General features: G+C 72.0%; 14 protein-coding genes. 4 read left to right on the top strand and 10 right to left on the bottom strand.

Going from position 1 to position 20,678, the window contains the following annotated elements:
• Positions 1–5: 5 nt before the first annotated feature.
• Genes ACQPZO_RS20390 through ACQPZO_RS20380 form a run of 3 tightly spaced genes read right to left on the bottom strand, consistent with a single transcriptional unit; the run spans position 6 to position 1,729 of the window.
• Complete coding sequence (locus ACQPZO_RS20390; RefSeq protein ID WP_396783694.1) at positions 6–263, bottom strand: Txe/YoeB family addiction module toxin; 258 nt, start codon at positions 261–263, stop codon at positions 6–8.
• Positions 260–535: a type II toxin-antitoxin system Phd/YefM family antitoxin gene (locus ACQPZO_RS20385; protein ID WP_433343161.1), complete on the bottom strand. Its 276-nt coding sequence runs from the start codon at positions 533–535 to the stop codon at positions 260–262. Before ACQPZO_RS20385 ends, ACQPZO_RS20390 begins: the two co-directional genes overlap by 4 nt.
• 54 nt (positions 536–589) lie before the next feature.
• A complete protein-coding gene (locus ACQPZO_RS20380; RefSeq protein WP_433343159.1) occupies positions 590–1,729 on the bottom strand; it encodes a helix-turn-helix domain-containing protein in 1,140 nt (379 codons plus the stop codon).
• Between the two features lie 706 nt (positions 1,730–2,435).
• Here ACQPZO_RS20380 and ACQPZO_RS20375 point away from each other — a divergent pair.
• Positions 2,436–3,464 (top strand): phosphotransferase family protein, encoded by a 1,029-nt coding sequence (locus tag ACQPZO_RS20375; protein ID WP_433343157.1) that lies wholly within the window; start codon positions 2,436–2,438, stop codon positions 3,462–3,464.
• A 64-nt stretch (positions 3,465–3,528) separates the two neighbouring features.
• On the opposite strand, the gene ACQPZO_RS20370 is transcribed toward ACQPZO_RS20375, so the two are convergent.
• The 3 genes from ACQPZO_RS20370 to ACQPZO_RS20360 form a co-directional block, all read right to left on the bottom strand.
• A complete protein-coding gene (locus ACQPZO_RS20370) occupies positions 3,529–4,938 on the bottom strand; it encodes a GH1 family beta-glucosidase (RefSeq protein ID WP_433343156.1) in 1,410 nt (469 codons plus the stop codon).
• The gene (gene yicI, locus ACQPZO_RS20365) at positions 4,935–7,172 is read right to left on the bottom strand and encodes an alpha-xylosidase (RefSeq protein ID WP_433343154.1); all 2,238 of its coding nucleotides are present in this window, start codon (positions 7,170–7,172) and stop codon (positions 4,935–4,937) included. The genes ACQPZO_RS20370 and yicI overlap by 4 nt, the downstream gene beginning before the upstream one ends.
• Before the next feature lie 194 nt (positions 7,173–7,366).
• Complete coding sequence (locus tag ACQPZO_RS20360; protein ID WP_433343153.1) at positions 7,367–8,569, bottom strand: erythromycin esterase family protein; 1,203 nt, start codon at positions 8,567–8,569, stop codon at positions 7,367–7,369.
• Positions 8,570–8,877: 308 nt separating this feature from the next.
• Between ACQPZO_RS20360 and ACQPZO_RS20355 the strand changes: the two genes are divergently transcribed.
• Positions 8,878–10,137 carry a glycosyltransferase gene (locus ACQPZO_RS20355; RefSeq protein ID WP_433343151.1) on the top strand — a complete coding sequence of 420 codons (1,260 nt, stop codon included), beginning with the start codon at positions 8,878–8,880 and terminating at the stop codon, positions 10,135–10,137.
• Positions 10,138–10,258: 121 nt separating this feature from the next.
• On the opposite strand, the gene ACQPZO_RS20350 is transcribed toward ACQPZO_RS20355, so the two are convergent.
• From ACQPZO_RS20350 to ACQPZO_RS20335, 4 genes are all read right to left on the bottom strand, one after another.
• Positions 10,259–11,068, bottom strand: a complete 810-nt coding sequence (locus tag ACQPZO_RS20350) for a metal-dependent hydrolase (protein WP_387026209.1) — start codon at positions 11,066–11,068, stop codon at positions 10,259–10,261.
• A 132-nt stretch (positions 11,069–11,200) separates the two neighbouring features.
• Positions 11,201–12,892, bottom strand: a complete 1,692-nt coding sequence (locus ACQPZO_RS20345; RefSeq protein WP_433343150.1) for a serine/threonine-protein kinase — start codon at positions 12,890–12,892, stop codon at positions 11,201–11,203.
• A gap of 81 nt (positions 12,893–12,973) precedes the next feature.
• Positions 12,974–14,305: a glycosyltransferase family 4 protein gene (locus tag ACQPZO_RS20340; protein ID WP_433343148.1), complete on the bottom strand. Its 1,332-nt coding sequence runs from the start codon at positions 14,303–14,305 to the stop codon at positions 12,974–12,976.
• A 139-nt stretch (positions 14,306–14,444) separates the two neighbouring features.
• On the bottom strand, positions 14,445–16,388 hold the full coding sequence (locus ACQPZO_RS20335; RefSeq protein ID WP_433343146.1) for an amylo-alpha-1,6-glucosidase: 1,944 nt from the start codon (positions 16,386–16,388) through the stop codon (positions 14,445–14,447).
• Between the two features lie 42 nt (positions 16,389–16,430).
• Here ACQPZO_RS20335 and ACQPZO_RS20330 point away from each other — a divergent pair, with 42 nt between their 5' ends.
• Both ACQPZO_RS20330 and ACQPZO_RS20325 read left to right on the top strand, forming a co-directional pair.
• Entirely contained in the window at positions 16,431–19,157 is a 2,727-nt protein-coding gene (locus ACQPZO_RS20330) for an MGH1-like glycoside hydrolase domain-containing protein (protein ID WP_433343144.1), read from the top strand.
• A 136-nt stretch (positions 19,158–19,293) separates the two neighbouring features.
• The gene (locus ACQPZO_RS20325) at positions 19,294–20,598 is read left to right on the top strand and encodes an AAA family ATPase (RefSeq protein WP_433343142.1); all 1,305 of its coding nucleotides are present in this window, start codon (positions 19,294–19,296) and stop codon (positions 20,596–20,598) included.
• Positions 20,599–20,678: the final 80 nt, after the last annotated feature.

Here is a 20,678-nt window from a genome sequence, read left to right as displayed (position 1 = left end):
GGCCGCTACCTGTCGCCGTAGTGGTACCGGCAGGCGATGATTTCGATGTCGTCCTTGGTGATCCGATACACCAGCCGGTGCTCGCGATCGATCCGCCGGGACCAGAATCCGGACAGCTCCCCCCGAAGGGGCTCCGGTTTGCCGATGCCCTCGTATCCGTTGCGCATCACGTCCGCGATGAGGTCGTTGATGCGCTTCACCAGTTTGCGGTCTGTGTGGCTGAGGTACTGGCTCCATGCCGTCGCTGTGAAGACCAGTCTCACGCGACGTCCCGAACGTCGGCCGGATCGATCAGTTCCCGCTCGGTGGAGTCGCCCTCCTCAAGCTCCGCGATCGATCGACGCAGGGCTGCGGCATTGCTCGGGCTGCGGAGCAGGTACTCGGTTTCCTTCATCGCCTCGTACTCCGAAAGCGGCACGATGACCACCGGCTCATGGCCCGACCGGGTCACCACCACCTCCTCCGCGTCGTCGATGACGCTGTCGAGTTCGGCGGCCAGGTTCTGCCGCAGTTGGGTGAAATTCACGGTCCGCATGATCACCTCCAGGTTAAGTACAGAAAATTGTACCTCGGCGTGTGATCCGTAGCCTCACGTCACCCCGAGGGTGGTGGCGAGTTGGATGATCGTGGCGGGAGCGTGGGGGTCGCGGGCGACCTGGGCGAGCACGGTTCGTGCCGCCGGTCGGTGGCGTACCTCGGCTGGTGCGGTGTGGTCGGCGTCGATCAGCGCCCGGCTGGCGTTGGCCGGGTCGTCAACGTGGAGGTAGGCGCGGGCGGCGTCGAGCAGGTGCGCGGCGCGGTGTTCGGGGGGCAGCCAGCGCCAGCCGTCCCGTGCGGTGGCCCTCTCGTGCCAGGCAACGGCGTCGTGTCCGTCGCCCAGTTCGACGGCTGCGGCGGTCCGGGCCAGGCCGACCGCCGTCGGCCCGAATGCGGTCCGGTGGTGGTCGTGGCCCTCGCCCACCCGGGCGGCCAGGTTGGCGGCCTCGTCGATCAGCTCGGCGGCGGCCAGGTCGTCGCCGTGTCGGGCTGCCGCCAGGGCCGCCTGGACGAGCAGCGTCCCACACAACGACAGTTCCTCCGGCGTGCCGCCCTCGGGGTCGCGTGGGGCGATCCGGTACGCGGCTGCCAGCACCGTCGACATGGCCGCCCGGGTCCAGCCCGATGCGCGTAGCACCTGGCCGAGTTGCACGGCTGCGGCGGCCACCAGCAGCGGGTCACCGGTCGCCACGGCCATGGCCCGGTCGGCAGCCAGCCAACCCAGCTCGGCCTCGCCGAGCTTCACCAGCAGCGACGCGGTCACCCGGTACACCTCGACCAGCGGCGCGCGGCCCGACCCCGGATCGTCGGCGAAGGTGCGCTGCGCGCCGGCCAGCAGGTCCGGCACCAGCGCGATCAACTGCGGGTACCGGGCATGCTGGAAGGTGGTCCACGCATGCTCGACATTGCGGGCCAGCCGGTCTGCCGGCGCCACGACAAGGCGGGCCGCCGGCAGACCAAGAACGATCTCGTACGCCGAAAGCGCCGACCGGATTCGGTCCACACCCTCGGCCCGCTCGGTCACCTCGGCCGGTCGGACCTCCCGGCCGAGCAGCACCGCCGTGTCGATCCGCAGGACGGCGGCGATGTCCTGGAGGGTGGAGACCTTGTCGAGGGAGCGGACGCCGCGTTCGATCTTGTCGACCCAGCTCTTCGACTTACCGAGCCGGTCGGCGAACACCTGCTGCGACATCCTCCGCCGCCCGCGCCAGTGCGCGACCCGCCGACCTATCGGCAGGAGATCACTGTCCACGCCGCCACCGCCGCTCCGACGCTGTCACGGTCGGCCCTGCACGACAGCATGGGCAGCGCAACACGGACCCGCACCGCCGACACCACCGCGACTTGATCGTGAACAGGAACAGCCCAGCCGCGAAGCCGAGCACCGCCACCCCTGCCAGAGCGATAGATGAGATCAAGTTCGGTCGCCTCCCCCTCACTTGGCCATGGCTGGCCCGGAGCCGCCCTCGCGAGTCGCTGCCCGGAGGTCTCAGCGCATACGATCCAGTGTCACACACGTCAGTGTCAAGTATGACAGGTGTCGAATATGACAGTGTTGTGTCGCATAGCTTCGATCCATGGTCCGCAGGCTGTACGGGAGCGCAGAGCTACAGGACCGTCTTGGCGTCTCCCGTGCCCGGATCGTGCAGATCGTCTCTCGGCCGGACTTCCCGTCCCCGTTCGACCGGTTGGCCGGAGGAGCGGTCTGGCTGGTTGAAGATGTAGAAGCGTGGATCGAGGTTCACCGCCCGCATCAAGCTAGAGGCGTGGACCCGGAAGCCCGGTAATGATGACTGGCTACGACGCCTCCACCTTGCCGTCCTTTATGGGCGAGGCGGCTCGTTCGCGTTAGCGCAGGTGTTTCGTGGGGCGGGTCGGCAGGCCGTAGGGTCGAACGGGTGTCGCGTCCCCCCATCGGCCTGGTGCCTGCCGACGAGCCGGCCGAGGAACTGACCCACAACCCGCTCAACGCGGTGACCGGCGGCATCTGGCGGACCCGCCGCCACGGCCGCCCGGCCGTGCTGAAGCTGATCACCCCGCCCGGCCGCGAGGGTCCGGCGCACTGGGCCGGCAGCACCGACCCCGGGCACTGGAACTACTGGCGGCGCGAGGTCGAGGCGTACCGCAGCGGCCTGGCCTGCCGGGCGTACGCCGATGCCGGGCTGGCCGCGCCCGAGTCGCTCGGGGTCGACGAGCGCCCGGACGGCAGCGTGGCGCTCTGGCTGGCCGACGTCGCGGGGCGGCCCGGCGCCGCCGGCACGGTCGCCGACCTCGGCGACGTCGCGGCCCGGCTCGGTGCCGGGCACGCCGCCTGGCTCGGCCGGTCGCCCGGTCACGACTGGCTGGCCCGGGACTGGCTGCGCGACTACACCCTGACCCGGCCGGTCGTCGAGCCGGTGCCGTGGGACCACCCGGTCGCCGTGGCCGTCTGGCCCGCGCCGCTGCGCGCCGCCCTGCGCGGGCTCTGGGAACGCCGGCACGCGCTGCTGGCCGCCGCCGACGGGCTGCCGCGCACCCTGTGCCACCACGACTGCTGGCCGATGAACCTGGTGTTCGGCGACGCCGGCCCGGTGCTGCTGGACTGGTCGTTCGTCGGCCCCGGGCCGGTCGGCGAGGACGCCGCCAACCTGGTGCTGGACACCTTCCTCGACGGGCTGGTCGACGTCGCCCTGCTCGACGAGGTGGCGACCACCGTCGTCGACCGGTACGCCGACGGCCTGCGCGGTGCCCTCGACCGGACCGAGGTCGCCCGCGCGGTGCGGCTCGCCGGGGCGGCGAAGTACTTCTGGCTGGCCCCGCTGATGCTCGGCCGGGCCGGCGGCGGCACCGCGCAGACGTACGACCGGCGCGGCGAGGCCGAGATGTTCGCCGGCCGCCGGCCGCTGCTGGAGCTGCTCGTCCGTTGGGCGGACGAGCAGCTCCGTTGACCGCGCCGGCCGGCTCTCGGAGGGGGAGCAGCCGGGGTCCGGACCGCCCAGGCGAGCGGGGCCGTCAGGAGCCGGCCGGCGGCTCCAGCCGGCCCGTGGCGACCAGGCCCCGGTACCAGTACGCGCTGTCCTTCCAGGTCCGGGCTTGGGTTTCGTAGTCGACCCGGATGATGCCGAACCGCCGATCGTAGCCGTACGACCACTCGAAGTTGTCCAGCAGCGACCACGCGAAGTAGCCGCGGACGTCCGCGCCCGCGTCCATCGCCGCCCCGACCGCGTCAACGTGCCGGTAGAGGTAGTCGACGCGCCGGTCGTCGTGCACCCGGCCGTCGGGGGAGACCACGTCGTCGAACGCGGCGCCGTTCTCGGTGATCATCAGCGGCTGGCCCGGGTGCTCCCGGGACAGCCGCAGCAGCAGCTCGGTCATCCCGCTCGGGTCGATGTTCCAGCCCATCGCGGTGTACGGCCCGGGCTGGGGCAGGAAGTCGACGTTCGCGGCACCGACCCACGGGGTGTGTGCCGAGCTGCCGTGCCCGTCGGCGGCGGACCGGGCCGAGGCGCCGTCCCACGCCCGGACCAGGGTGGTCGAGTAGTAGTTCACCCCGAGCACGTCCAGCGGCACCCCCGCCGCCCGCTCGTCGCCGTCGCGCACGAACGACCAGTCGGTGACCTCCGCGGTGTCGGCGATCAGGTCGGCCGGGTAGGCCCCGCCGAGCATCGGTCCGAGGAACGCCCGGTTGGCCAGCGCGTCGATGCGGCGCACCGCGTCGGCGTCGGCGGCCGAGTCCGACGCCGGGCGGATCACGTGCAGGTTCAGCGTGACCGACAGCTCCGCCGCCGGGGCCAGCTCCCGCACCGCCCGCCCGGCCAGCCCGTGCGCCAGATTCAGGTGGTGCACGGCGGCCAGCGCACCGGCCGGCTCGGTGCGGCCCGGCGCGTGCACCCCGGAGCCGTAGCCGAGGTACGCCGAGCACCACGGCTCGTTGAACGTGGTCCAGGTGTGCACCCGGTCGCCGAGCGCGCCGACGATGCCGGCCGCGTAGTCCCGGAAGCGCAGCGCGGTGTCCCGCGCAGGCCAGCCGCCCGCGTCCTCCAACTCCTGCGGCAGGTCCCAGTGGTACATGGTGGCCACCGGGCGGATGCCCCGTTCCAGAAGGCCGTCGACGAGGCGGGAGTAGAAGTCCACCCCGGCCCGGTTGAACGCACCGGAGCCGCCGGGCTGCACCCGGGGCCAGGAGATCGAGAAACGGTACGCCCCGAGCCCCAGCTCCGACAGGTGGCCGAGGTCGTCGACCCACCGGTGGTAGTGGTCGGCGGCCACGTCGCCGGTGTCCCCGTTCAGGGTGCGGCCGGGGGTGTGGCTGTAGGTGTCCCAAATGGACGAACCCCGGCCGTCCTCGGTGGCCGCCCCCTCGATCTGGTACGCCGCCGTGGCGGCCCCCCACAGGAACCCCTCGGGAAAACTTCTCGTCACCGGTTCGCCTCCGCTCCCACGACCACCACGGTGTACCCCGATGATTCTCCGCCCACCAGTCCTGCGGTGGCCGCCCCGTCGGCGTACCGGATCTCGAACTCCGCCCCGAGCCCGCCGCCGGGCGAGGGCACCCGCACCCGGGTCCGCTGCCCCTCGGCGGGCGCGTACAGCCGCAGCTCGACGCCGTCGGCCCACGCGTAGTCCGGCCGGTCGTGGGTGGATCCGACGGCGAGCACCGCGCCGGGTCGGGCCAGCACCGGCAGGCTGTCGAAGCCGTGCTGCTGGTCCACCCAGGCCGGTCCGGTGAGCTGCTCGCCGGTGACCACGTGGGTCCAGGTGCCGGCCGGCACCCAGAACGTCACCCGGCCGTCGGCGCTCAGCACGGGCGCCACCAGCAGGTCGGGGCCGAGCATGTACTGCCGGTCCAGGTACGCCGCGGCCGGGTCGTCCGGGAACTCCACCACCATCGGCCGCATCACCGGCACGCCGTCGTGGTGCGCCTCCTCGGCCGCCGCCGCGAGGTACGGCATCAGGCGCAGCTTGAGCCGGGTGAAGTGGCGCAGCACCTCGACGGCCTCGTCGTCGAACGCCCACGGCACCCGGTACGAGCCGGAGCCGTGCAGCCGGGAGTGGGAGGAGAGCAGCCCGAACGCGATCCACCGCTTGAACACCGCCGGGTCGGGGGTGCCCTCGAAGCCGCCGATGTCGTGGCTCCAGTAGCCGAACCCGGACGCGGACAGCGACAGCCCGCCACGCAGCGACTCGGCCATCGCCGCGAACGTGGACTCGCAGTCGCCGCCCCAGTGCACCGGGAACTGCTGGCCGCCGGCCGTGGCCGACCGGGCGAACACCACCGCCTCGCCGATCCCGCGCTCGGCCTCCAGCAGCTCGAAGACCGCCCGGTTGTAGAGGTGGGCGTAGTAGTTGTGCATCCGCTGCGGGTCCGACCCGTCGTGCCAGACCACGTCGGTGGGGATGCGCTCGCCGAAGTCGGTCTTGAAGCAGTCCACGCCCATGTCGAGCAGCGCCCTGAGCTTTCCGGAGAACCAGGCCACGGCGTCGGGGTTGGTGAAGTCGACCAGCGCCATGCCGGCCTGCCACCTGTCCCACTGCCACACCGAGCCATCGGGGTTGCGGACCAGGTACCCGGCCTGGCGGCCCTCCTCGAACAGGTAGGAGCGCTGGGCGATGTACGGGTTGATCCAGACGCACACCTTCAGGCCCCGCTCGTGCAGCCGGCGCAGCATGCCCTCCGGGTCGGGGAAGGTCGCCGGGTCCCAGACGAAGTCGACCCAGTGGAACTGCCGCATCCAGAAGCAGTCGAAGTGGAACACCGACAGCGGCAGGTCCCGCTCGGCCATTCCGTCGATGAACTCGGTGACGGTCCTCTCGTCGTAGGGGGTGGTGAACGACGTCGACAGCCACAGCCCGTACGACCAGGCCGGGACGCGGGCGGGCCGGCCGGTCAGCGCGGTGTAGCGGCGCAGCACGTCCTTCGGGGTGGGCCCGTCGATCAGGTAGTAGGTCAGCGACTGTCCCTCGACGCTGAACTGGGTCTGCGAGACGACCTCGGAGCCGATCTCGAACGACACGTGCTCGGGGTGGTCGACGAAGACCCCGTACCCGGCGCTGCTGAGATAGAACGGCACGTTCTTGTACGCCTGCTCGCTGGCGGTGCCGCCGTCGGCGTTCCAGATGTCGACGGTCTGGCCGTTCTTGACGAACGGGCCGAAGCGCTCGCCGAGGCCGTACACCGTCTCGCCGACGCCCAGCGCCAGCCGCTCGTGGACGTACGTGCGGCCCTCGCCGTCGGTGGCGATGCCGACGCTGCGCTCGGTGGACGAGGTGACCAGGCGGTCGCCGCGCAGGAAGTCGACCCGCCACCGGTCGACGAGCGTGACCCGGGCGGTCAGCTCGCCGGTGGTCAGGGACGCGCTGTCCCCGGTGACCTCCACGGTGACCGGGTGCTCGTCGCCGGCCGACAGCGCGAAGCGGGGCTGCTTCGACAGCCCGCCGTGGTGGTGGCCGACGGTCACCCCGACGACGCCGGGGGCGGGGGAGAAGAACCGGACGGTGACGACCGGCCGGTTGAGGGTGTCGCCCCGCCCGGTGATCCGGCCGGTCGGCGCGAAGACGGTGAAGCCCCGTTCGTCCGGCTCGACCGATTCGACCGTGCCGGGGCGCAGCACGCTGAACCCCGGTCGCAGTAGCCAGTACCCGTCGGTGAACTTCACTTCTCGGCTCCTACCGTGATGCCGCGGCAAGTCGACCCGCGCCGAAACGCCGCGTCGAACCAACCGCGTCGAAACGTTGTGTCGAAACGCTTCGACAAGGCGTTTCGGCAGACCGTAGGACACGTGTCACGAGGGCGTCAATAGTCGACGACGCCGCAGGCCGCTGGACCCACGCGACGCCAAGCACCTGCTCCCTAGCTCCGCCGGGCGTCCTTGACGAACACGATCCCGTCGGTGCTGGCCACGTGGGCCGGATCAAGCGGGGCGTACCCGAACCAGGGGGACACCCGGGAGGCGGGCGTCACGTCGGCGAGGGCAGTGGCCAGTCGGCGGGCGTCGACGATGTATCGCTCCTCCGGGAGCGCGTACAGCAGCCCCTCGACGGTGTCCGGAGGTGGGGCGTCCACTCCCCGGTGGCGAATCGTGCCGAGGGCTGTGGCGAGGAAGGCGTATCCCTCGCCGAGGTGGGCACTGACGATCGCGCCGGCGCTCCACCACTGCAGCGGCGAGCCGGCCATCCGCATCGTGCTCGTGTCCCGCTGAAGATGCGCGTTGTGGGCGTACACCAGCGCCGGTCCCCGTTCGGCGATGGCGAGCAGGTTGGCGGCCATCATCGATGCCCGCAGGTCCAGCAGCCTCGCCATGCGGCTCGGCGAGTTGTCGGCCATCCAGAAGTGGTAGCGCAGCAGCCCCATAGCGGTACGCCCGTACAGGCGTGCTCGGTGCCAGTCCTCCCGTGAGGACGCCGCGATCAGGCGCGGTGTCCTCGCGTCGAGCAGGGCCACCAGGTCATCGGCGAGCAGACGCAGCTGTTTGGCGTCGGGCGTCTGCCCCACGGACTGGGACGGGTCCATCATCGCGGCGGGATTGGTCCACCGGTCGTCGGTGCCGAGCAGACGGTCAAGCGTTTCCGCGGTGCAGGGGAGCAGATCGGCGTCAACCCAGGCGGTGAGATAGCCGTGGAGTGCGGTGAGGGCCTGCGCGGGGCTCGCGGCGCCGGTGATCTCCAATGGGCCGTCGAAACCGGCGAAGCGCAGTTGCTCCGCCGTGGGCCGGCCGTCGTTGTACGCGCGCATCCAGCGCACCAGCTCGCGGTTGGCCGCGGACGCGCCGAACCCGTGGCTGAAGCCGCGCTCCATGACGTCGTCGAGGATGCCGGTGCCCGAGGTGACGTGGTCGTCCACGACCAGGCCCATCAGGCAATCGCTCTCGATCGCGATCGTCCGGTAGCCCTCCCGCTCGACGAGCTGCCGGAAGAGATCGTTTCGCAGGTCGAGCAGAACGTCCTCGCCGTGAGTGGGCTCGCCCAGGGCGAGTAGCCGCGGCCTGACCGGAAGCAACCCCATGACGGTAGCCGGGTCGACGACATGGGCGGCGCCTGTGATGTCAGCAGTCATGCCCTGAACGGTATCGTTGAACCGATGGTAGAGACTTCTCGTCGATTTCAGCAGTGCGACGACACGGAACCTTCAAAAAGGCGGACAGCTTAGGTCGGTTCGTCCGGCGCGTTCGCACACTCTGTCCACACAGGCCGACCGCGCCCGACGGTGCGTGGATTCCCGCTCGGCGGAACCCCTTCGGATCGAATCGTGAGACGGAAATGAAAAACCCTCACGGATGATGGACCCCGGTGCTCGGCGACAGCTACGTTGTTACGCCCCGACCACCCGGAGTCGCCACAATGTCCTCTGGCGCCGCAACGCCGATGATTTCCGTCATCATCCCCACCTACAACCGCTCCCGTCTCTTGCGCGGCACGCTGACGGCCCTGGCCGACCAGCGGACACCGACGGACTCCTTCGAGGTCATCGTCGCCGACGACGGGTCGACCGACGACACCCGCCAGACGGTGGAGGACTTCACCGGCCGGCTCCGCCTGCGATACCACTTCCAGGAGGACCTGGGCTTCCGGGCCGCCACGGCCCGCAACGCCGGGGCCCGCCTCGCCCGGGGCGAGATCCTGGCCTTCGTGGACAGCGGCATCCTGCCCGGCCCCGACTTCGTCGCCGGGCACCTGGCCGCACACCGGGAGCCCGGCCCGGCGCGGGCGGTGATCGGCTACACCTACGGCTTCCGTCCCGGCTACCCGACCCCCGGCCTGGAGGAAATCCTCCAGACACACACCCCCGAGGAGGTCGTGCGCGACCACGGCACCAACCCGGAATTCCAGGACTCCCGGCACTCCCTCTTCGCGACCGCCCGCTTCTACCTCGCCCGCACGGCGCTGCCCTGGCAACTGTTCTGGACGTGCAACTGTTCCGTCCCGGCCGAGGAGTTCTGGGCCGTGGGCGGCTTCGACGAGATCTTCCGCTCCTGGGGGGCCGAGGACACGGAGCTGGGCTTCCGCCTGTACCGGCACGGCCTGTCGTTCGAGGTCAGCCGCGAGGGCTGGGCGGTGGACACGCCGCACCCGCGCCGGTCGGACCCGGACCTCAGCGACAACCGCAGCAACATGCTCACGTTCCTGCACAAGCATCCCGAGCCCTTGATAGAACTGCTGTGGGCCTGGTACTCCAAGCACCTGCCCCAGCTCGAGGACACCCGCGACTGGCACGTCAGGCTGGAACTGCCCGCCATCCGCCGGGGGACCAACCGGGTCCGCGGCCTGGACGTGACGGCGGAGCTGGCCCACCTGCGCGACACCCTGCCGCCGGGCACCCGGGTCGCCGTGTTCGGCTGCGGCGACACCCTGCCGGCCGGGTTCCCGCCCGCCGACCTGTTCGACTACGACGAGACGCTGCTCGAACGGCTGCCCGCCGACCCGGCGCACCCGACCCACCACGCCATCGGCATCCGCACCGTCCTGCCCGACGGCGCCGTCGACGTCGTCCTGGTCACCTCCCGGCTCACCCCGCTGTGGCGACGCTGGCGCACCCACATCCTGGCCGAGGCCCACCGCATCGGCCGATCCGTGCGCGGGCCGCTGCTGGAGGCCGCCGAGCCCGCGTTGGGCATCGGAGGCTGACGCCCAACGGTCGAGGACGGCGCTGCCGGGAACCGGCCCGCGGCGCCGTCCTCGACCGGACCCGCCGGCGGGTGGGGCGGCCGGTCCGGCGGCGCCACTCAGGCGGTTGACCGGGGCGCGGTCAGATCTCGATGTTGAACTTCCGCAGCACCGAGGGGGCGACCAGGCCCACGGCGGCCAGCACGGTGATTGCGGTCAGCACGCCGCGCAGCACGATGACCTCGGCCTTGCTGCCGGTGCGCAGGGCGATGCTGTTCGGCAGGCCGACCATCGTCCACATCCGGCGCTTGATCGGGATCGGCCAGAGAATCGGCACCCCGGCGCGGGTGATCATGTCGCCGAGGATGTGCACGAAGCAGCCCACCCCGACGGCCAGCCCGATCAGCGGGTACCCCCGGTCGCCGGGCAGGTTGACGAAGGTGAACCAGGCGGCGGCGGCCGAGGACAGGGTCACGATGACCCAGCCCGCGCGCTCCGCCCACCGGTCGAACAGCCCGCGCAGGGCCAGCCCGAACATGAAGAACAGGATGCCGACCACGGCCCACTTGCCGTACGCGGCACACAGCGCGGTGGTGCCCCAGCCGACCAGCACGGTGAACGGGATGGTGTGGGTCAGCGTGCGGTGGCCGTTGTTGCGGCGCGGGTCCTTGCTCAGTTTGGTGGCGTAGTAGACGCCGAGCGAGATCTTCTCCATCACCTCGGCGACGAAGAGGCTGACCACCCCGAAGGTGCGGGCCACCGTGGCGCCGCCCTGGTTGCGGGTCACCTTGCCGGACAGGTCGAGGTCGGGGAAGAGCGCCCCGCCGGCGCAGACCGCGGTGCCGACCGCCAGTGCCAGCGGCGACTGGTGGTAGTCGGCGAACTGGTCGAGCGCCCAGGAGCCGGTCAGCCACACCGCCGCGCCCGACAGCGCGTGGGACGGTCCCATCATGACGCCTCGCCCTCCCCAGGGTTCTTGATCCACAAACTATGCCACTCTGGCAGAGCCGCCGCCCGGGGGCAACAACCCGGACGGTCCACAGAGGACGGTGTCGGCGTGCGCCGTGCCGTTGGGCACCGTGTCTCAACCGGTGGCGCCGGGCCGGAAGCTGACCCGCATCGTGTTCCGCTCGCTCGCGCCGGTCGGCCAGTCCGCGTCGGGGGCGCTCCAGGAGAGCGACCACGCCCGGGTGTCGCGCGGGATCAGCTGCACCGCGTGCAGCCGGGCCCCGTACGGGGCGTCCCAGGCGGCCTCCCACTCCGACCCCCGGCCGGCCACCGTCTCCAGCCGGATCTTCGCGTACCCGTGCAGGGCGCCCGCGTCCAGTGCGCGCCGCTCGTTCACCCGTAGCTGGGCCAGTGGGGCGGCGTCGGGATCGCCGGCCGGGGCGACGGTCAGCACCCGCCGGGCCGTCGGATCCTGGAAGCAGACCGCGTCCCCCTGCCGGTAGTGCCGCCAGCCCGGCGGTACGGCGAGCCGGAACCCGGCCGGGTCGGCGTACCAGCGCCAACCGGCCGGCAGCCGGAGCCGCTCGCCCCGGGCGGGGGAGACGGTGGGAGCGGGTTCGCCGGCGGGGTAGGGCCGCAGACAGGGGAAGGGCGGAGGCGGCACGCTTTTGCCGGGCGGTCCCGCTCCGGGTAGCCCCGCTCCGGGCTCGGCTCCCGTCCGGTTCGGCCCGGCTCCCGGCCCGTCCGGTACGGCTCCCGGCCGCCCGGCCTCGATCCCCGGCGGCGCGCCCCGGTCGTGCTCGCGTTGACCGAGCGCGATCGCGGTGGAGATCGCGGCGAGCGCGGCGAACGCCCCGGCCGCCACTGCCAACGGCCAGCGCCGGCCGTTCGGGCCGGATCCGGCCGGGCGGCCGTGGTCGGCCGGGGTGGACGGCGGGGCGGCCCCCGGGTCGAGGACGTCCGGCGGCAGCAGCGTGGCCGGCGCGGCGAGGGCCAGGGGGCACGGTTCCCCGTCCCCGGTGGCAGCCGAGGCCAACCGCCGCTGCGTCTCGTCGTGGTCGGTGCGGTCGCGCGGGTCGCGGCGCAGCAGGCCGGCCAGGACCGGGCCCAGCGGGCCGGCGTGCGGCGCCGGGTCGGGCTCCCGGGTGGCCAGGGCGCTCAGCGTCGCCATCGCGGTGCTGCGGGCGTACGGGGACCGGCCCTCGACGGATGCGTGCAGGGTCGCCCCGAGCGACCACAGGTCCGCCTCCACGCTGGAGCACCCCTCGGCGGCCCGCTCCGGGGCGACGAACTGCGGCGAGCCGAGCACCAGCCCCGGCCGGGTCATCGTCGGGTCCCCGTCGTCGAACACGGCCAGCCCGAAGTCGGTGAGCATCACCCGCCCGTCGTGGGCGATCAGCACGTTGGCCGGCTTCACGTCGCGGTGCAGCACCCCGGCGTGGTGCGCGGCGCGCAGCGCGGCCAGCAGTGCCAGCCCGATCGACGCGGCCTCCCGGGGCGACACGGGCCCGGACGTGTCCAGCACGTTCTGCAGCGACCGGGACGGGACGTACTCCATGATCAACCATGGGTCGTCGCCCACCGGCACCACGTCGTACACCCGGACCACGTTGGGGTGGTTGAGCCGGGCCGCCGTCCGGCCCTCCCGCAGGGTGCGCAGGCGCAGTTCGTCGCGCTCCTCGTCGGACAACCAGGCCGGCGGGACGACCTGCTTGACCGCGACGTCGCGGTGCAACACGCCGTCCCTCGCCCGCCACACCCGGCCCATCCCGCCGCGGCCCACGAGGTCGAGTAGGCGGTACCGGCCGGCGATCACTACCTGCTGCACCGCTCTCCTCACCGCTGGTCGACGTACACCATAGCCAGCGGATCGGTGTGGACCTATCGGACGACAGGCCGGGGAAAGCTGTCAGCAGGCCGTATGGCCAGTCGTCAACAGGTTCCCCTCCGGAATGGCGATCCGGGTGTGCCCGGTGGCCAGCCGGCTCGCCGCCCGCCGGGCCTGGAACGTGCCGTGCTCGCGGCGGGCCGCGGCGTAGCTGCTCGCGGTGTGCGCGGCGATGGTCGCCCAGCCGTACCGCTCGCTGACCATGGTGCGGGCCCGGCGGGCCACCCGGCGGGCGAAGACCTCGTCGCCGAGGAGCCGGTCGACCGCGCCGGCGAGCGCGTCCGGGTCGCTGTGCGGGAAGGTCACCCCGGTGACGCCGGGCTCGACGATCTCGGCGAGGCCACCGGTCGCGGCGACCGCCAGCGGCGCGCCGGCCGCCGCGGCCTCCAGGGCGACCATGCCGAACGGCTCGTAGAGGCTCGGCACCACGGTGGCGTCGGTGGCGGCCAGCATGGCCGGGAGTTGGGTGGAGTTCATGAAGCCGGCGAAGCGCACCGTGTCGCCGAGGCGCAGTCGGTGCGCCTGGTCCACCAGTTCCTCCCGGTACGGGCCGTCGCCGGCGATCACCACCCGCAGCCCGGGGTGCCGCTCGCGCAGGTACGGCACCGCGTGCACCAGGTGCTGCACGCCCTTCTCGTAGACCAGCCGGCCGGCGTACCCGACCAGGGGGCCGTCCCCGGCGAACCGGGCCCGGGCCGAGGCCACCGCCCGGGGACGGGCGTGCCAGGCCCGACCGTCCACCCCGTTGGGCACCACGTCGACCCGGCCCGCCGGCACGTCGAACAGCCGGGTCACCTGCTCGCGCATGTATCCGGAGCAGGCGATGACCCGGTTGGATTCGCCGCTGATCCAGTGTTCGATGCCGTGGATGGTGCGGTTCATCTCTTCGGGGAGCCAGCCTTGGTGTCGGCCGGCTTCGGTGGCGTGGATGGTGGTGATGAGTGGGATGTCGAGGTGGTCTCGGAGGGTGATTGCGGTGTGTGCGACGAGCCAGTCGTGGGCGTGGACGATGTCGTAGGTGGCGGATTCGGTGGCGCGTAGGGCGGCGCGGGTGAGGGTGTGGTTGAAGGCCATGGTCCAGGCGAGGAGGCTGCTGGTGGCGAGGGGGAAGGTGACGGGGTCTTCGGCGGCGCGGAGGATGCGGACGCCGTCGGCGTATTCCTCGTGGGGTGCGCCGTCGGTGTGGCGGGTGATGACGGTGACTTCGTGGCCGGCGGTGGCGAGGGCGACGGAGAGGGCGTGGACGTGGCGGCCGAGGCCGCCGACGAGCACCGGCGGGTACTCCCACGACAGCATCAGCACCCGCTGGCGCCGGGCGGGGTGGATGTCGATCACTTCGGCGTCAGGTGACATTCGGCCCCCTCGGAGTTGGCTCCGGCGCGCGCCGGCCGCACCCGCAGACCGGATGCCGCCGACGCGCCCTGGATCGGGGCCCATCCTGTCCCCGGCCGGATAACCGGCGGAGACGTCACCGTTGCCGGGATGTAAAGCGTTACCGGCGCACCCGCCGGGCGCGCAGCACCTCGGCCACCGACCACGCCTGGAACGGGCAGCCGGTCGCGCCGTGCGGGGCCGCCCCGTCGGCGGTCTCGCTGACCGAACCCAGCCCGTACTCGCTCAGGTGCGCGTCGATGCCCGCGAACAACCCGGCGACGTCCATCTTCGCCCGCCGGGCGGCGTCCACGTACGGCCCGAGCAGCCACGGCCACACCGTGCCCTGGTGGTAGCCGCCGTCCCGCTCGGCCGGGCCGCCCCGGTGCCGGGCGACGTAGCCGGGGCAGCCGGGGGAGAGGCTGCGCGGCCCGAGCGGGGTGAGCAGCCCGGCGGCCACCCGGCGCAGGGTCGGCTCGTCCGGCTCCAGCGGCGCGTACGGCAGCGACCAGGCCAGCAGCTGGTTCGGCCGCAGCAGGTCGTCGTCGTGGAACGGCGCCCCACCCAGCGGGTACGCGGGCGCGGGCGCGTCCACCATGTCGTGCAGCCAGCCGACCGGCGAGGGGAACCGGGCGGCGAACGACGCGGTGGCCCGGGCATGCAGCCGCCACAGTTCGGCGGCGTCGGAGCCGGCCAGCTCGGTCAGCTCGGCCAACCCCGCGAGGCCGTTGACCCACAGCGCGTTGACCTCCACCGGCTTGCCGGTGCGCGGCGTGACCGGCACCCCGTGCACCCGGGCGTCCATCCAGGTCAGCGCCGTGCCCGGGGTGCCGCCCTGGGTGATCAGCCCGTCGGCCGGGTCGACGGCGATGCCGTACCGGGTGCCGGCCACGTGTGCGTCGACGATCCCGCGCAGCGCGGGCAGCAGCTCGTCGCCGAGGTCGGTGTCCCCGCTGACGGTGACGTGCCGGCTCACCGCGTGCAGGAACCACAGCGTCGCGTCGACCGTGTTGTACTCCACCCGCCCGGTGTCGGCGGTGTTGGCGAGCATCCCCTCCGACAGCGTCGCCGCGTACGCCCGCAGCAGCTCCCGCCCCTCGTCGGCCCGGTTGGTGCTCAGGAAGAGCCCCTCATAGGAGGTCATCGTGTCCCGCGACCAGGCGCCGAACCACGGGTAGCCGGCGACCACGTCGGGGCCGGCGGCGGTGCGCACCACGAACGCATCGGCGGCCAGCGCGAGGGTGGCCTCGACCGCGTCGGCCGGCGTTGCCCGCGCCACCACCTGCCGGTTGCGCCGCCGGGCCGCCGCGACGATCTCCTCCGCCGGGGGCGGCTCGGCGGCCAGGTCTCCGGCCCAGGCCAGCACCGACACCGTGTCGCCGGGGCGCTCCAGGGCCCCGGAGAACCGCCCGGCGTGCCACACGTCCTCGTCGGGGTGCAGGCCCCGCGCCTCCTCCTCGCGGTGGTGCACGCCGACCCACCACTGGCCCTCCGGGGCCCAGCCGGGCCCGGCGAGCCGGAACGCGCCCTCCACCACCGCGCCGCCGTCCACCGGCTCGACCCGGGGCGCCGGGCCGTCCGCGCGCCGCTCGCCGTGCGCGTCCCGCCAGGTGCAGGCCGCCGACAGCTCCAGCCGGACCGGCCCGCCGGCGACGAGCCGGTGCACCACGGCCACGCACGAGCGCCCGTACGCCATGGCCAGCTCACGCTCGATGACCACGTCGCCGATGCGCCACCGCCAGCGCGGCAGGCCGTCGGTCAGGTCGAAGCCTTCCAGCAGCTCGAAGCCGCGCGGGTCGACGTCGCCGGAGGACCACTCGTGCGCGCCGAGGCGCAGCCGGGCCCCGGAGGGGAGGACGACCGCCGGGTCCAGGCTGACCAGTCCCATCCGACGGGACGCCGGTGTCTGGCCGGGGACCACCAGCAGCCCGTGGTAGCGGCGGGTGCGCAGCCCGCTCACGGTGCCCATCGCGTACCCGCCCAGGCCGTCCGGGACCAGCCATTCCCTGGTGGCCCCGCCGGTCAGCTCCCCACACACCTGGGGGCCGAAACGAATGTCGATCAACTTTCCTCCAGCAGCGCCGAGGTGTAACACGCCACGACGAGAATGGCCGCTGTGGTGAAGTACCCCGGCGGCGTCGAAGATAGGCACGTGATCACCGACGTGCCCCCTGGCCCCGCGTCCGTACCCGACGCCGAACGGCTCCGGCTCGCCCAGGCCGACTCGGGGGAGCAGGACTGGCGCGCATGGGGTCCCTATCTGTCCGAGCGGGCGTGGGGGACGGTACGGGAGGACTACAGCGAGCACGGCACGGCGTGGGACTACTTCCCCCACGATCACGCGCGGTCCAGAGCCTACCGGTGGAACGAGGACGGCATGGCGGGCGTCTGCGACGACCGGCAGACGTTCTGCTTCGCCCTCGCCCTGTGGAACGGCCGGGACCCGATCCTCAAGGAGCGGATGTTCGGCCTCGGCGGCGACGGCGGCAACCACGGTGAGGACGCCAAGGACTACTGGTGGTACCTGGACTCCACGCCCACCCACTCCTGGATGCGCTGGCGCTACCACTACCCCCAGGCCGCCTTCCCGTACGACGAGCTGGTCGCCGTCAACGCCCTGCGCGGTCGCGACGACACCGAGTACGAGCTGGTCGACACCGGTGTCTTCGACGACGACCGGTACTGGGCGGTGACCGTCGACTACGCCAAGGCGTCCCCGAGCGACATGTGCGTCGTGGTGACCGTGGCCAACCGGGGGGACACCGACGAGCGGCTGCACGTGCTGCCGTCGCTGTGGTTCCGCAACACCTGGGCGTGGGGGCTGCCCGGCGGCGACCGGGTGCCCCGGATCGTCGGCTCCGGCTCCGGTCCCGACGGCGGCGCCCGGCTGGTCGGCGAGCACTGGGTGCTCGGCCAGATCCTCCTGGAGGGCGACGGCGATCCCGTCCCGCTGCTGTGCGACAACGACACCAACGCCGAGCGGCTCTGGGGGCTGCCCGGCCGCTCGCCGTACCCGAAGGACGGGATCAACGACCACGTGGTCGACGGCGCGGCGACGGTCAACCCGGAGCGGGTGGGGACCAAGGGTGCGCTGCACTACGTGCTCGACGTGCCCGCCGGCGGGCGCCGGCAGATCCGGCTGCGGCTGACCCGCACCGTCCCGCCGCCCGGCGGGACGCCGCCGCCCCGGGCCGACCTGGGCGACGGCTTCGACGCGGTGGTGTGGGCCCGGCGGGCCGAGGCGAACCGGTTCTTCGACAGCGTCGTGCCGGACGCCGCCACGGCCGACGAGGCGCTGGTCGCCCGGCAGGCCATCGCCGGGCTGATGTGGGGCAAGCAGTTCTACCACTTCGACGTGCAGCGGTGGCTGGCCGGCGACCCCGGCTCCGCGCCCCCGCCGGCCGGCCGCCGGCACGGGCGCAACAGCCACTGGTGGCACATGACCAGCTTCGACGTGATCTCCATGCCGGACCCCTGGGAGTACCCCTGGTACGCGGCCTGGGACCTGGCCTTCCACTGCGTGAGCATCGCCCGGGTCGACCCGGGCTTCGCCAAGTCGCAGCTCCTGCTCCTGCTGCGGGAGTGGTACCTGCACCCCAACGGGCAGATCCCCGCGTACGAGTGGGCGTTCGGCGACGTCAACCCGCCCGTGCACGCCTGGGCGGCGCTGAAGGTGTTCGAGATCGACGGCTCCCGCGACCACGAGTTCCTCGCCCGGGTGATGCACAAGCTGCTGCTCAACTTCACCTGGTGGGTCAACCGCAAGGACACCGGCGGCAACAACGTCTTCGAGGGCGGCTTCCTCGGGCTGGACAACGTCGGCCCCTTCGACCGTTCGGCGGCGCTGCCGGTGGCCGGGACGCTGGAGCAGTCCGACGGCACGGGCTGGATGGGCATGTACGCGCTCAACCTGCTCGACATCGCCATCGTCCTGGCCGAACACGACCCCACCTGGGCTGACACCGCCACCAAGTTCTTCGAACACTTCGCCTACATCGCCGCCGCCGCGTACGAGCAGGGGCTGTGGGACGACGAGGACGCGTTCTTCTACGACGTGCTGCGGCTGGCCGACGGCAGCCAGGTGCCGCTGAAGGTCCGCTCGGTGGTCGGGCTGCTGCCGCTGGCGGCGACCACCCGGCTCACCGCGCGCACCCTGCACCGGCTGCCCGAGCTGGGCGCCCGGCTGCGCTGGTTCCTCACCAACCGCCCCGAGTACGCCGGCGTGATCGGCGCCCGACGGATCGGCCCGGACGGCCGCCAGCAGCGGCTGCTGTCCATGGTCGGCCCGGAGCAGGTGGTCCGGCTGCTGGCCCGGATGCTGGACCCCGACGAGTTCCTCTCCGAGTACGGCCTGCGCACGCTCAGCCGCGCCCACCTGGACAAGCCGTTCACCGTCACCCTCGGCGGGCAGGAGTTCAGCGTCGGCTACGAGCCGGCCGAGTCGACCAGCGGCCTGTTCGGCGGCAACTCTAACTGGCGCGGCCCGATCTGGATGCCGACCAACTTCCTGCTGATCAGCGCGCTGCGCGACTACGCGGCGTTCTTCGGCGACGACCTCCAGGTGGAGTACCCGACCCGGTCGGGGGTGAAGCGCACCCTCGACGAGATCGCCGACGACCTCTCCGCGCGGCTCATCGCCCTGTTCACCCGGGACGACTGGGGCCGGCGGCCGATCTACGGGGCCGCCCAGCTCTTCCAGACCCACCCGGACTGGCGGGACCTTATCTGCTTCCCCGAGTACTTCCACGGCGACAACGGCGCGGGCCTGGGCGCGTGGCACCAGACGGGCTGGACGGCCCTGGTCGCCGACCTGATCCTCACCCTGCGCCGCTGACCCGCCTCTTGGGGGTCCGCGTGCGCCCTCAGGAACGACATCCTTGTCGCTGCGATGCCGACAGAAGGCCTCCTTCGCGCGTTTTTGACGAGATCGGGACTAGGATGGCAGTCAGATGTAGGGGAAGGGTGTCGCCGTGCTGATCCGGTTCGAGGCCGCGAACTTTCGTTCGATACTCGATCCAGTCGAGTTGTCGATGGTCGCCGTCGATCGCGACCGGGTCGAGGCGCGGGACGCGCCCAACCTCGGCGAGAGTCTCCTGCCCGTCGCGGCCGTCTTCGGCCCGAACGCCTCGGGCAAGTCCAATGTCATCGCCGCGTTGACGTGGCTGCGTGATGCGGTCGCGGATTCTCTGCGTTTCTGGGACGATCGCATCCCTGTCGAACGATTCGCGTTCTCCGACGGACAGGAGCGCCCGTCGGAGTTCACCGTGGAGTCTGTCGTCGCGGGCGTGCGATTCGAGTACGTCCTCGAACTCGACGAAGCGGCGGTCCGCTACGAGGGCCTCTTCCACTACCCCGAGAAGAAGCGTCGACGAATCTTCGAGCGTGAAGGCGTCAGTCTGACCCTTCAGCGGGGCCTCGGCAACTTGTCCGGCACGCGGGAACTGCTCACCGACCGCTCGCTCGCGCTCTCCATCGCCCGGCGCTTCGACGAACCCCTCGTGTCGGACTTCGCCAGCGCCCTGCTCGGCATTCAGACGTTGGGACAACTGCCCACCCAGGGCTCCATGTTCGCGCGTCTGAATCGCGCCGCTAGCAGCAGGTCGACACTTCGCTGGTTCGAGGAGCCCTCTGAGGTCGGGCAATCGGCACCGTCAGGTCTCGACAATCGACCTGAGGCATTCGACTCGGATCGGGCGCAGGCTCTGGCGCTGCTGAGATTGGCCGACCTCGGCATCGAGGACGTGGTGTTCGAGGAGCACGACGGTGGCCTTTTTCGTGCTGATGGTGAGCCCGACCGCGTGCTCAAGCAGCGCAGGGTACGGCTGGTCCACCGGACGGCGCAGGAGGCCCTCCCCTTCGAATTCTCTGCGGAGTCGGAGGGCACCAGGACCTGGTTCCAACTCATCGGGCCGGTGCTGAGCTCACTCAGATCGGGTTCGCTGCTGCTCTTCGACGAACTGGACGCCAGTTTGCATCCGACGTTGTCCATGCAATTGATCCGACTGTTCCACGATCCGACGACCAATCCGGCAGGCGCGCAACTGATCTTCACCTCGCACGATACGAGCCTGCTCAACCACCTGAACCGCGACGAGGTCTGGCTGACCGAGAAGACAGCGGACGGTGCCACTCGACTCGGCGCCCTGGCCGAGTTCGCCGGTGAGCGGGTCAGGCGGTCGCAGAACCTGGAAAAGGCATATCTGCACGGCCGGTTCGGGGCGCTCCCGGACGTCGATCGCACGGACATGCTGCGCGCGCTCGGGTTGATCGGCTAGCGGCGGTGGCACCGAGGAGGACGAGGGTCAAGGACCTCAGACGGCGGATCGCCAGCCGACCGGAACGCAGGACGATCGTC

The organism is Micromonospora sp. CA-111912, assembly GCF_050948415.1.
Taxonomy (GTDB): domain Bacteria; phylum Actinomycetota; class Actinomycetes; order Mycobacteriales; family Micromonosporaceae; genus Micromonospora.
The sequence above is the reverse complement of the archived record's forward strand: the minus strand, read 5'-3'. Positions and strand labels throughout refer to the sequence as shown.